The organism is Arthrobacter mobilis, assembly GCF_012395835.1.
GTDB classification, from domain to species: domain Bacteria; phylum Actinomycetota; class Actinomycetes; order Actinomycetales; family Micrococcaceae; genus Crystallibacter; species Crystallibacter mobilis.
Genome location: NZ_JAAZSQ010000038.1, coordinates 1,022 through 13,207, shown reverse-complemented (window position 1 = coordinate 13,207; position 12,186 = coordinate 1,022). Strand labels below are relative to the sequence as shown.

The 12,186-nt window shown below is 69.8% G+C and carries 11 protein-coding genes and 1 pseudogene; 2 read left to right on the top strand and 10 right to left on the bottom strand.

The features are described 5' to 3' along the window. Together prpB and HGG74_RS20330 are read left to right on the top strand one after the other, a co-directional pair. The coding region (gene prpB / locus HGG74_RS20335; protein ID WP_168489347.1) for a methylisocitrate lyase at window positions 1–810 on the top strand (810 nt) is incomplete at its 5' end. A gap of 14 nt (window positions 811–824) precedes the next feature. After that, window positions 825–1,967 (top strand): bifunctional 2-methylcitrate synthase/citrate synthase, encoded by a 1,143-nt coding sequence (locus tag HGG74_RS20330; protein ID WP_168489345.1) that lies wholly within the window; start codon window positions 825–827, stop codon window positions 1,965–1,967. A 78-nt stretch (window positions 1,968–2,045) separates the two neighbouring features. Here HGG74_RS20330 and HGG74_RS20325 read toward each other — a convergent pair whose 3' ends face one another. The 10 genes and pseudogenes from HGG74_RS20325 to HGG74_RS20280 all read right to left on the bottom strand — a co-directional run. Then, window positions 2,046–2,561 (bottom strand): 8-oxo-dGTP diphosphatase, encoded by a 516-nt coding sequence (locus HGG74_RS20325; RefSeq protein WP_312856925.1) that lies wholly within the window; start codon window positions 2,559–2,561, stop codon window positions 2,046–2,048. Between the two features lie 2 nt (window positions 2,562–2,563). Then, a complete protein-coding gene (xerD, locus tag HGG74_RS20320; protein WP_168489343.1) occupies window positions 2,564–3,559 on the bottom strand; it encodes a site-specific tyrosine recombinase XerD in 996 nt (331 codons plus the stop codon). 6 nt (window positions 3,560–3,565) lie between these two features. Continuing rightward, window positions 3,566–4,249 carry an NUDIX domain-containing protein gene (locus HGG74_RS20315; protein WP_168489341.1) on the bottom strand — a complete coding sequence of 228 codons (684 nt, stop codon included), beginning with the start codon at window positions 4,247–4,249 and terminating at the stop codon, window positions 3,566–3,568. A gap of 1 nt (window position 4,250) precedes the next feature. Then, window positions 4,251–6,041, bottom strand: a complete 1,791-nt coding sequence (gene pyrG / locus HGG74_RS20310) for a CTP synthase (RefSeq protein ID WP_168489340.1) — start codon at window positions 6,039–6,041, stop codon at window positions 4,251–4,253. A 66-nt stretch (window positions 6,042–6,107) separates the two neighbouring features. Continuing rightward, entirely contained in the window at window positions 6,108–7,844 is a 1,737-nt protein-coding gene (gene recN, locus HGG74_RS20305) for a DNA repair protein RecN (RefSeq protein ID WP_168489339.1), read from the bottom strand. Further along, window positions 7,841–8,827, bottom strand: coding sequence for an NAD kinase (locus HGG74_RS20300; protein WP_168489337.1), 987 nt, complete (start codon window positions 8,825–8,827; stop codon window positions 7,841–7,843). Before HGG74_RS20300 ends, recN begins: the two co-directional genes overlap by 4 nt. Before the next feature lie 64 nt (window positions 8,828–8,891). Continuing rightward, window positions 8,892–9,695, bottom strand: a complete 804-nt coding sequence (locus HGG74_RS20295; RefSeq protein WP_168489335.1) for a TlyA family RNA methyltransferase — start codon at window positions 9,693–9,695, stop codon at window positions 8,892–8,894. Window positions 9,696–9,701: 6 nt separating this feature from the next. Next, complete coding sequence (locus HGG74_RS20290; RefSeq protein ID WP_168489334.1) at window positions 9,702–9,887, bottom strand: hypothetical protein; 186 nt, start codon at window positions 9,885–9,887, stop codon at window positions 9,702–9,704. Window positions 9,888–9,937: 50 nt separating this feature from the next. Continuing rightward, on the bottom strand, window positions 9,938–10,918 hold the full coding sequence (locus HGG74_RS20285) for an HAD-IIA family hydrolase (protein WP_168489332.1): 981 nt from the start codon (window positions 10,916–10,918) through the stop codon (window positions 9,938–9,940). After that, window positions 10,911–12,186: pseudogene (locus HGG74_RS20280) on the bottom strand (hypothetical protein); the annotation flags it as partial. The pseudogene HGG74_RS20280 and the gene HGG74_RS20285, both read right to left, overlap by 8 nt.

Genomic DNA, 12,186 nt, shown 5'->3' with positions numbered 1-12,186 from the left:
CAGGAAAAGGGCTTTGACGGGGTCTACATCTCCGGCGCCGTGCTGGCCAACGACCTGGGCCTGCCCGATATCGGGCTGACCACCCTGACCGAAGTCGCCACCCGGGCCGGGCAGATCGCCCGGATGACCGACCTGCCGGCCCTGGTCGATGCCGACACCGGCTTCGGCGAACCGATGAACGTGGCCCGCACCGTCCAGGAACTGGAAAACGCCGGGCTGGCCGGCTGCCACCTCGAGGACCAGGTCAACCCCAAGCGCTGCGGGCACCTGGACGGCAAGAACGTCGTCGACACCGCCACCGCCACCCGGCGGATCCGGGCCGCCGCCGACGCCCGCCGCGACCCGGACTTTTTGATTATGGCCCGCACCGACATCCGCGCCACCGACGGGCTCGCCGCGGCGCAGGAGCGCGCGAAGGCCCTGGTGGACGCCGGCGCGGACGCGATCTTCCCCGAAGCCATGGCCACCCTCGCCGAATTCGCCGCCATCCGGGCAGCCGTGGACGTGCCGGTCCTGGCCAACATGACCGAATTCGGCAAGAGCGAGCTGTTCACCACCGCCCAGCTGCAGGACGCGGGCGTGAACATGGTCATCTACCCGGTCACCCTGCTGCGCATCGCCATGGCCGCCGCCGAACGCACCCTCGAGGCCATCAAGGCCCAAGGAACGCAGGAAAACGAGGTCGAAAACATGCTGACCCGTGCGCGATTGTACGAATTGGTGGATTATGAAGCTTACAACCAATTCGACACGTCGGTCTTCAACTTCCAGGTGCCGGGCCAGCCCGCCCAGTCCCTGGGCACGAAATGAACCAAGGAGCCGTCATGACTGCCGAAACCACTGCGCCCGCTCCGCAGATCCACAAGGGGCTGGCCGGCGTCGTCGTGGACACCACCCGCATTTCCAAGGTCAATCCGGACACCAACTCGCTGCTCTACCGCGGCTACCCGGTGCAGGAGCTGGCCGCCAAGTGCAGCTTCGAGCAGGTGGCCTACCTGCTCTGGAACGGCGAACTGCCCGATGCGGAGCAGCTGGCCGCCTTCACCGCGCGTGAGCGGGCCGGCCGGGCGCTGGATCCGGTGGTGAAGACGGTGATCGACACGCTGCCGACGACAGCCCACCCAATGGATATCTGCCGCACCGCCGCCTCGGTGATCGGAGCCCGCCACCCGCTGGCGGAAGACTCCTCGCCCGAGGCCAACCTCTCCAAGGCCATGGACCTGTTCGCTGCCTTCCCCGCCGTCGTCGCCTATGACCAGCGCCGGCGCCGCGGCCAGCAGCTGGTGGAACCGCGGGGCGACCTGGGCTATGCGGCGAACTTCCTCTGGATGAGCTTTGGCGAAGAAGCCGCCGAGGACGTGGTGGAGGCCTTCAACACCTCGATGATCCTCTACGCCGAACACTCCTTCAACGCCTCGACGTTCACCGCCCGGGTGGTCACCTCCACGCTCTCCGACCTGCACTCGGCAGTCACCGGCGCCATCGGGGCCCTGAAGGGCCCGCTGCACGGCGGTGCCAACGAGGCCGTCATGGAAACCTTCGAGCAGATCGGCCTGGAGGGCGGCAACCTCACCGAGCGGGCCACCGCCTGGCTGGAGGATGCGCTGGCGAGCAAGAAGAAGATCATGGGCTTCGGGCACCGCGTGTACAAGCACGGCGATTCCCGCGTGCCCACCATGAAGGCGGCGCTGGACAAAATGGTCGCGCACTACAACCGGCCCGAAATCAGCGAACTCTACGACGCCCTGGCCGCCGGCATGCACCAGCGCAAGAACATCGAGCCGAACCTGGACTACCCCGCCGGCCCGGCCTACCACCTGATGGGCTTCGATACCGGCACGTTCACGCCGATCTTCGTCGCCTCCCGCATCACCGGCTGGACCGCCCACATCATGGAACAGCTCGAGGCCAATTCCCTGATCCGCCCGCTGAGCGAATACACCGGCCCCGACCAGCGCTCGCTTTAAGCCCTCACCACCATCCACCGGCCGGATGATGCCCTTTCCATGCAGGGAAGGGGCATCATCCGGCAACCCGGTCCGGATTCACCCGCCCAGCGGCAGGACGGCGGCCACGGTCGCGTTGTCCTCGTTGAGCACGATCCGCAGCCGCGGTTCACCCCCAGTGAGGGCCAGCGGCAGCCAGTTGCCGGCGTCGTGCCACATGTCCGCCAGCGGCAGGGCGTCCACCCGGTACCAGGCCGGGACAATCTCCGCCGACTCGGCCGGCTCACCCTCCCAGTGCCGGGCCACGAACAGGTCCGCGTCCATGTTCCAGCGCGGATTGGCCGGGAAGTCGAAGAAGATCCTGCCGGCTGCTGCCAGCTGCCCGGGGCGGACCACGACCCCGGTTTCCTCCAGCACCTCGCGGCAGGCCGCCTCGAGGCTGTTCTCCCCCGGCTCCAGTTTGCCGCCGACGCCGACCACCTTGCCCGCGCCGAACCCGGCCTTCTTACGGCCCAGCAGCACGCTCAGTCCGCTGCCGTCCGTGCGCAGCAGGAAGCACAGGGCGACGGCGACCGGCCCGGCCTCCACCGTACTGCCCTCGACCGTGCTGTCCACCGCTACCCCAGCGCCCGGGGGTGGGCCGCGGCGAAGACCTCGCGCAGGGTGTCGGCAGTCACCAGCGTGTAGACCTGGGTGGTGGTCACCGAGGCGTGGCCGAGCAGCTCCTGCACTACGCGCACATCCGCCCCGCCTTCGAGCAGGTGGGTGGCGAAGGAGTGCCGCAGGGTGTGCGGCGAGACGTCCTGGCCGATACCTGCCTTGCCGGCGGCTGCCTTCAGAATGGTCCAGGCACTTTGCCGGCTCAGGCGGCCGCCGCGGGCGTTCAGGAACAGCGCCGGGGTCCCGCGGCCCTTGGCCGCGATCCCGGGCCGGGCCCGGACCAGATAGTCGTCAAGGGCCTGGGCAGCATAGGAACCCAGCGGCACCACGCGCTCCTTGGACCCCTTGCCGAAGAGCCGGACGACGGCGGGCCCGCCCGTGCTGCGTTCGGCAGCGTCCCGTGCCAGGGCCACGTCGTCGACGTCCAGTCCCACTGCCTCGCTGATCCGCGCGCCGGTCGAGTACAGGAATTCCAGCAGCGCCCGGTCGCGCAGTCCGCCCGGGGAGTCGGTGCCGACAGACTCGAGGATGCGGGTCACCTCCGCCACCGAGATCGCCTTGGGCAGGCGCTTGCCCGGCATCGGCGGATGGATATCCCCGGCTGCGTCAAGGCCGGTGGTGCCTTCGAGCACCCAGAACTTATGCAGCCCGCGGACCGCCACAATGGTCCGGGCGGCCGACCGGGTGCTCAGCGGCGCCGCGCCGTCGGCGCCGTCGGACAGGGCTTGGGCGAAAGCCGAGACGTCCTGCCGCGCGATGGCCCCCGGGGCGGTGATCCCGCGCTGCTGCAGGAAGCGCACGTAGCGGTTCAGGTCCCGGCGGTACGCGGCCAGCGTGTTGGCTGCCAGCCCGCGTTCCACCAGCATGTGCTGCAGGTAGTCCTCGACGGCGCGGCCAAGCGGTGCCGTTCCCTGCCCTGCGGCAGTCCCGGCTCCCGTCCCGGTGGCTGGCATGGGCGCTCAGGCCCCGTTCCGGCCCGGGCCGCCCCAGGTATGGCGCTGCGAGGGATGCTCGGGCCAGGGAGCGTCCGCCGGCCGCAGGCCGCGGAACCCGGTCCGGGCCGCATGGACGGCGGCGAGAATGCCGGCGACGGCGGACGGGCTGTGCAGCCGCCCGTCCAGCACGGCATCGGCGGCTTCCTCGAGGTCCACCCAGCGGTGCTCGATTTCGGCCTCTTCCTCGGTCCGCACATGCCGCTCGGCCTCGGCGACGTCGGTAAGTTCCCGGGCCAGATAAATCCGGATGGCTTCGCTGGACGATCCGGGCGAATTGAAGAAATCCACCAGGACGTCCCAGCGGGCCGCCACCAGGTCCGCCTCCTCGGCCAGCTCGCGCACTGCGGCGGCGGTGAAATCCTCACCGTCGACGTCGAGCAGGCCGGCCGGGATCTCCCAGAAGGACATCTGCGCCGGCTGCCGGTACTGCTTCAGCAGCAGGACGCGGCCGTCGCGGTCCATGGCCAGGATGGCGACGGCACCGGGGTGGGCAATGTAGTCGCGCACCAGGACGTCCTCGCCACTGCCGGACAGGCTGAAGGTATCGCTGACCACGTCCCAGATGCGCCCTTCGTAGACCGTCCGGGACTCGAGCAGCTTCCGGGGATCGGGCTGGTCGGCGAACTCCTGCGGACCGGCAGCGGCCATCCTAGGCTCCGGCCTTTGCGGCGGCGGTTTCCTGGGCAGCGGTTTCCTTCGCCCCATCCTTGGCACTGTCCTTGGCAGTGCTGTCCTTGGCGGGGGCAGCCTTACCGTGGTTCAGGGCGGCGGCGATCAGGCCGGCAAAGAGCGGGTGCGGCCGGGTGGGACGCGAACTCAGCTCCGGATGGGCCTGGGTGGAGACGTAGTACGGGTGGACGTCCGCCGGCAGTTCAACGAACTCGACCAGCTTGCCGTCCGGGGAGGTGCCGGAGAAGACCAGGCCGGCCTCCGCCAGCTGCGGGCGGTACTTGTTGTTGACCTCGTAGCGGTGCCGGTGCCGTTCGCTCACCTCGGTGGCGCCGTAGGTGCCGGCGACCACGGAGCCGGGCACCAGCGCAGCCTCGTACAGGCCCAGGCGCATGGTACCGCCCAGGTCGCCGCGGCCCTCGACGATGTCCAGCTGCTCTTCCATGGTGGCGATCACCGGGAACTCGGTGTCCGGATCGAACTCAGTGGACGAGGCGCCTGCCAGGCCCACCACGTTGCGGGCGTACTCCATCACCATCGACTGCAGTCCCAGGCACAGGCCCAGGGTGGGGATCTTCTGTTCGCGGGCGAATTTGAGCGCCCCCAGCTTGCCCTCGAGCCCGCGGATGCCGAAGCCGCCGGGGACACAGACCGCCTGCACGCCGGCCAGGGACGTGGCCGCGCCTTCAGCGGTGGCGCAGTCGTCCGAGGGCACCCAGCGGATCCTGACCTTGGTCCTGTTGGCGAAGCCGCCCGCGCGCAGCGCCTCGGTGACCGACAGGTAGGCGTCCGGCAGGTCGATGTACTTGCCCACCAGGGCCACCTCGACCTCATGGCGCGGGTTGTGGACGGCCTCGAGCAGCCGGTTCCACTTGGTCCAGTTCACGTCCTTGAACTTCAGGTCCAGGGCCTGCACGATGTACGCGTCCAGGCCTTGGGAATGCAGCGTCTTGGGAATGTCGTAGATGCTCGGTGCATCCGGGCAGCCGATCACGGCGTCGACGTCGACGTCGCACATCCGCCCGATCTTCTCCCGCATCGGCTGCGGGATGTCCCGGTCGGAGCGGATCACGATCGCGTCCGGCTGGATGCCGATGGAGCGCAGTGCCGCCACGGAGTGCTGGGTCGGCTTGGTCTTCAGCTCCTGGGACGGGCCGATGTACGGCACCAGCGACACGTGCAGGAAGAAGACATTGGAGCGGCCGATGTCCTGGCGGACCTGGCGGGCGGACTCGAGGAACGGCTGGGATTCGATGTCGCCGACGGTCCCGCCGATTTCGGTGATGATCACGTCCGGGGCCTTCTTGCCGGCGGCGGGTTCCGCGGGCAGGCGCATCCGGCGCTTGATCTCGTCGGTGATGTGCGGAATGACCTGGACCGTGTCCCCGAGGTATTCACCGCGCCGTTCCTTGGCGATGACCGTGGAGTACACCTGCCCCGTGGTCACGTTGGCGGAACCGTCCAGGCTCTCGTCCAGGAACCGCTCGTAGTGGCCGATGTCCAGGTCCGTCTCGGCACCGTCGTCGGTGACGAAGACCTCACCATGCTGGAAGGGGTTCATGGTTCCGGGATCCACGTTCAGGTAGGGATCCAGCTTCTGCATGGTGACCGACAGGCCGCGGGCCCGGAGCAGGTGGCCGAGGCTGGACGCGGTCAGCCCCTTGCCGAGGGAGGACGCCACGCCGCCGGTGACGAAGATGTGCTTGGTCGTCTGGGACGACTTGGAAAAACGGGAATTAGTTCGCTGCACCACGGAATTCGAGCCTATCACCTTTCCGGCGGCCCCGGGTCCGGCGCCGCGCTGCCTGCAGCCGATCGTACCGCCCTCCCGGCCCGATCACAGCCCCTGCCTGGCCCCCTCGATCAGTTCCAGCGCATGTGCCCGGGCAGATTCGGATTCCTCCTGCCCGGCCAGCATCCGGGCCAGCTCGGTAATCCGTTCCTCATCCGTCAGCAGGGTCACATCGCTGGCGGTCACACCCTCGGCTGCTGCGCCGTCCGCGCCCGCCGCCGGGGCCGAGGTCTTGAACACCCTGATGTGCTGGCTGGCGAAAGCTGCCACCTGCGGCAGGTGGGTCACCACAATCACCTGCACATACTTGGCGAGCATGGCCAGCCGCCTGCCGATTTCGACGGCAGCCTTGCCGCCGACACCGGAATCGACCTCGTCGAACACGAAGGTCGGCACCGGATCGACCGCGGCCAGCACCACTTCGATCGCCAGCATCACGCGCGAGAGCTCGCCGCCGGAAGCCCCCTTGCCCAGCGGCCGGGGCGCGGCACCCGGATGCGGCTTGAGCAGGAAGGAGATGCTGTCCGCCCCGTGCGAGGACAGTTCCGCTGGCTCGATCTCGATGATCAGCTGCGCGTTGGCCATCGCCAGGGCCGCCAGCTCTTCCCCCACCCGGGCGGCCAGTTCGCCGGCTGCCGCCCGGCGCAGTGCGCTGACGGCGGCGGCCTGTTCCTGCAGCAGCCCGGACAGCTGGGCAATTTCCGCCTCCAGACGCTCGATCCGGGAGGAGTCATCCGTCAGTTCGTCCAGGCGCACCCGCGCGGAGGCGCTCCATTCGAGCACTTCGTCGATGCTGGGGGCGTACTTGCGCACCAGCTTGGCCAGATCCGCCCGCCGGCTCTCCACTTCCTCGAGCCGGCCCGGCCCCTCGCTGTCCAAGGAAGCGGCATAGCTGGCCAGCTCATGCGCGACGTCGGCCAGGATGTAGCCGACCTCGGCCAGCCGGTCGGCGGCCTTGCCCAGCTCCGGGTCCTCGTCCCTGACCTGCTCCAGGCTCCGCTTGGCAGCATCGACCAGCGTGACCGCATCCGAGGAGTCCCCGTAGTCGTCCTCGGCGATCAGCGCCTGGTGCGCCAGCACGGCAGCCGCGCGCAGCTGCTCGACGTTGGCCAGCTTCAGCGCCTCGGCTTTGAGTTCCTCGTCCTCGCCGGGCTGCGGATCCACGCCGTCGATCTCCTCCAGCGCCAGCTGCAGGCTTTCGGCCTCGCGCAGCCGTTCGCGGGCGGCAGTGCGCAGGGAATCCAGCTCGGCCGAGGCTTCGCGCCAGCGGTGGTAGGAGCCCTGGTAGGCAGCCAGCGCCGCGGCGAGCTCCGGCCCGGCGAACTTATCCAGCGCCTCGCGCTGGGCGGTCTGGCTCTTGAGCCGCAGCTGGTCCGACTGGCCGTGCACCGCCACCAGCTGTTCGCCCAGTTCGGCCAGCACCCCCACCGGCGCGCTGCGCCCGCCCACATGGGCCCGGCTGCGCCCGTCAGCATTGACGGTACGGGCCAGCATCAATTCGGCCGCGCCGCCGAATTCCTCGAACTCGGCACCGGCCTCGGCCGCCCGCGCCAGCGCCGGGCTGTCCGGCGCCAGCCGCACCAGCGCTTCGGCGACAGCCGAGGGGGCTCCGGTACGCACGGCACCGGCATCGGACCGGGCCCCGAGCAGCAGCCCGAGCGCGGTAACCACCATGGTCTTGCCGGCGCCGGTCTCGCCGGTGACCACGGACAGGCCCGGCCCGAGCGGCAGCGTTGCCTCCGAGATGACGCCCAGGTTGCGGATCCGGATTTCTTCGATCACGGCCGTCCCTCCTCGCGCGGCTGGATATGGTGCGGTTCCACCGTCTGTACCTGTGCGACGGGCACCAGGGATTGGCTTTCCTTGACCGGCCCCCGCCAGCCTACGGTTGGCAACTCGAATTTGCGGACCAGCCGCTCGGCGAACGGGGTCTGCCGGGTCCGGGCCAGGCGTACCGGCCGGTCCGACTTGGTGACCTCCACCCGCGAACCCGGCGGCAGATCGAGGCTGCGGCGGCCGTCGCACCAGAGCACCCCGTTGGCGTCGGTGCGGGTCAGGATTTCCAGGGCCATGACGGAGGTCGGCGCCACCACCAGCGGCTTGGCAAAAAGCGCGTGGGCACTGATTGGCACCATCAGCAGCGCCTGGACCTCGGGCCAGACCACCGGCCCGCCGGCGGAGAAGGCATAGGCGGTGGATCCGGTGGGAGTGGCCATGACCACCCCGTCGCAGCCGAAGGAGCTGATCGGCAGGGCGTCCACCTCCAGCACCACCTCCAGCATGCGCTGGCGGTCGGATTTCTCCACCGCAGCCTCGTTCAGGGCCCAGGTGTGGGCGATCTTCTGCTTGTCCAGCCATACCTGCACGTCGATGGTCATGCGCTCTTCGACCGTATAGTCGCGGTCCACCACCCAGTGCACCGTCTGGGCCAGGTCCGCCCGCTCGCTTTCGGCCAGGAAGCCCACATGGCCGAGGTTGACCCCGAGCAGGGGCACGTCCGAGCCCCTGACCAGTTCGGCCGAGCGCAGGATGGTGCCGTCGCCGCCAAGCACCATGCCCAGGTCCACGCCGTCCAGGTCGACGTCCTCCTCCAGGACTTCGGTGGGCGCGGCCAGCTCGCCGTACACACTACGGATCTGCTCCATCTCCTGCCGGCGCATCACCGGCACCAGCCCGGCTGCCCGCAGCTGCAGCGACGCCTGCTGCGCCGCGGCCATGGCATCCTGCCGGCCGGTGTGGGTGAAAATCAGAATTCGCCTGCTCATGCGCTCACTTTCGATGGCTCGTGCCCTGGTCGCTGCGGATGGTCTGCCCGGTGCGGGCAGCGCTCTATGGCATCGCCGACATGGCCTCCCGGACCGCAGCTTCCAGTTCACTTCCGATCCTAGGCACCGGCGGTGACAACGGCACCTTGATCCACAGGAAATACTCCACATTGCCGTCCTGGCCGGGCAGCGGGCTGCGCGCCAGGCCTTTGACCTCGAGCCCGGTTTCGACGGCGCTGCGGACCACACGTTCCACCGCCCGCCGCCGCTCGGCCGCGGAAGTAACGACGCCGGTACCGGCCAGGTTCTCCCGGCCCACCTCGAACTGCGGCTTGACCATGAGCAGCAGGTCCCCGCCCGGCTGCGTGGCCCGGCTCAGCGGCCCGATCACCAGTGTCAGCGAAATGAAGGACAGGTCGGCGACAGTCAATGCTGCCGGCCCGCCGATGTCCGTGCTGTCCAGGTAGCGCACGTTCACGCCCTCGAAGACATGCACCCGCACATCCGTGCGCAGCTGCGGCACCAGCTGGCCATGGCCGACGTCGACGGCCGCCACCTCCCGGGCCCCGGCGCGCAGCAGCACATCGGTAAAACCGCCGGTGGAAGCGCCGGCGTCGAGGCAGCGCAGCCCCTGGGGGCGGACCTCGGGAAACGCCGCCAGCGCCCCCGCAAGCTTATGCCCGGCACGGCTGACGTAGTCCGGGCCGGCAGCGGCTACCTGCAGTTCGTCGTCGGGGCCGACGGCGGCGGCCGGCTTGGTCAGCACGGCGCCGGCACGGGTGACAAGCCCGTCGGCGATCAGCCTGGCCGCGTGGGTGCGGGAACGGGCCAGGCCGCGGGCCACGAGTTCCTGGTCGAGGCGGGGCATGGGCGTTTAGTCCGTTCCGGCGCCGCTGCCTGCGTCAAGGTCGGCCAGCAGGTCATCGTGGATCTGTTCGTAGTGCGCCGCGTGCTCGCCGGTGGGAAGCCCGGGCAGCTGCGCCAGATCCGCGAGGATGCCGTCCACGTTGCCGTCCCCGGTCGGGCCGGGCAGGGCCGGCCAGGCCACTGGCGTATCCATGCGTGCTGCTCCCTTCCGACTGCCTTCTGGACCAGTCTACGGGGCGCAGGCTACTGCACGAGTTCGGGGCTGGTGGCCCTGTCCGTCCCGGGATGTTCCTGCCACCAGGCCGCGCAGGCACAGCGCCAGGTGTCCAGGCTCTGCCGGCTGCCGGAGATCCGGAGCTTGCCGGACACGACGACGGCGGACGAATCTCCGCACCGGAAGCCGCCGCCGTCGGCAACGACGTCCGGATACGGCAGATGCAGCTCCCGCAGGCTGCCCAGCAGGTAGCGCGGACGCTCGGCCGACCGGGCTGCCAGCACCGATTCGACGGTATCCACACCGGTCAGGACGGCTGCGGTATCCATTCCGGCGTTGTTGCCGCCCAGGATGTCCGTGTCCAGCCGGTCGCCGACCACCAGCGGACGCACGGAGCCAAGGCTGGCAGCAGCAGCTTCGAACAGCTCGGCCTCCGGCTTGCCGGCCACCAGCGGCACCGCCCCGGTAGCGGCGCGCACGGCCGCCACCAGAGCCCCGTTGCCCGGGGCAATTCCGCGGTCCCGGGGAATGGACATGTCGGTATTGGTCGCCACCCAGACTGCGCCGCGGGCGACGGCGTAGGCGGCCTCGGCCAGATCCTGCCAGCCGAGCGAAGGGTCGAAGCCTTGGATTACCGCCGCGGGAGAGTCCTCGGCGGAACGGACCGGCACCATCCCCTGGTCCTCCACCATGCGGGCCAGGAACCTGCTGCCGGTCACCAACACCCGCGACCCGGCCGGCACGTGACGGGCCAGCAGCTGGGCACCGGCCCACGCGGAACCGAAAACCTGCCCGGGGGCAGCCGGTGCCCCGAGGCTGCGCAGATGCGCGGCCACCTCCTCCGGGGACCGGGAGGCGTTGTTGGTGATGTACCCCAAAGCCGTCCCGGTCCGGGCAAGCCTGTCCAGGGCTTCGACGGCCCCGCTGATGGCGCCCGGACCGGCGTAGACCACTCCGTCCAGGTCCGAGAGCAGTGCGTCGTATCCGGAGATCAGGGCCGTCTCAGTCATTGTCGGCAGCAGCCTGCTTGTCCTCATCCGGCGCCGTCACCGCAACCTCCGCAGCGGCCGGTTCGGATACCTGCTCCGGCGCAACCTCCGCTTCAGGTTCAGCTGCTGGCGGTTCGGACGCCTGCTCCGGCGCAACCTCCGCTTCAGGTTCAGCTGCCGGCTCAACGACAGGTTCGGCGACAGCCTCTGCTGCGGGCTCAGCAGCAGCCGGCCCACCCTCGGCGGCCTGCTCCTCCTGCTCCTCCTGAGGGCGCCCGGGACGTTCCGGCCTCGGCTCTTCGTCGCCCACCAGGTCGATGATGTCCGGCTCCGCGAAGTCGCCCACCCCGAGGGCGCTTTCGGCCACCAGCGCCTGCCGGCGCCACGTCGCGGCGTCGTCACTGCGGCCAACGGCTTCGAGCGCATCGGCATAGGCGCGGAACAGGCGCGGACTGAAGGAGAATGCACGGTTCTTGTCCAGCTGCGGGATTTCCAGAGCTGCAAGAGCAGCCTCGGGATCCCCCAGGTCGGTCAGAGCGCCGGACTCCACCATTGCCAGCTCGACCTTGCCGGGAGTGTCCAACGACTGCGCATCTTCGGACCGTGCCAGCTCCAGCGCGCGCTCCGGGCGACCCAGTCCGCGTTCACAGTCCGCCATCAGCGGCAGATGCTCATTGGAGCCGCTGATCCGGCGGAAGGTACGGAACTCCCGCAGCGCTTCGCCATAATGACCTGCGGCGTAGGCGGTGAGGCCGACCGCTTCGCGGACGGGTGCCATACGTCCGGCACGACGGCTGGCGGCCAAGGCGTGCTGGAAGGCCAGTTCGGAGTCAGCATCCATCAGGCGCGCAGCCATGACGAGGTGCTTGGACACCCACTCGGCGTTCCGGGATTCGAGAGTCCGCAGCTGGGCACGTACCGAGCGGTCGAGCTCGGAACCGGTGACGTCCTCATCGATTTCAGGCGACCGGGGACGCTCGGGCCGTTCCCGGTCCTCATACTCGCGGCGGGGACGCTCTTCGTCGTCGCGGCGTGCTCCGAATCCGCCTTCGTCCCGGCGGGGACGGTCGGTGAAGTCCCGGCGGGGTCCGCGGGGCTCGTAGCCGCGCTCCCCGCGTCCGCCTTCGCGCCGGTCATCGCGTCCGCCTTCGCGTCCGCCTTCGCGCCGGTCATCGCGGTAGCCGCCGCGGGGACGGTAGCCCTGGCCGCCACGCTCGTCGCCACGGTCCTGGCGGGGTCGATCCCCGAAGTCGCGGCGGGGGCGGAACTCGCGGTCGTCGCGACGTGCA

Coding starts and splice junctions, on each gene's coding strand:
- HGG74_RS20330 (WP_168489345.1), top strand. CDS start 825: ATGACTGCCGAAACCACTGCGCCCGCTCCGCAGATCCACAAGGGGCTG.
- xerD (WP_168489343.1), bottom strand. CDS start 3,559: ATGCCAGCCACCGGGACGGGAGCCGGGACTGCCGCAGGGCAGGGAACG.
- HGG74_RS20315 (WP_168489341.1), bottom strand. CDS start 4,249: ATGGCCGCTGCCGGTCCGCAGGAGTTCGCCGACCAGCCCGATCCCCGG.
- HGG74_RS20300 (WP_168489337.1), bottom strand. CDS start 8,827: ATGAGCAGGCGAATTCTGATTTTCACCCACACCGGCCGGCAGGATGCC.
- HGG74_RS20295 (WP_168489335.1), bottom strand. CDS start 9,695: ATGCCCCGCCTCGACCAGGAACTCGTGGCCCGCGGCCTGGCCCGTTCC.
- HGG74_RS20290 (WP_168489334.1), bottom strand. CDS start 9,887: ATGGATACGCCAGTGGCCTGGCCGGCCCTGCCCGGCCCGACCGGGGAC.
- HGG74_RS20285 (WP_168489332.1), bottom strand. CDS start 10,918: ATGACTGAGACGGCCCTGATCTCCGGATACGACGCACTGCTCTCGGAC.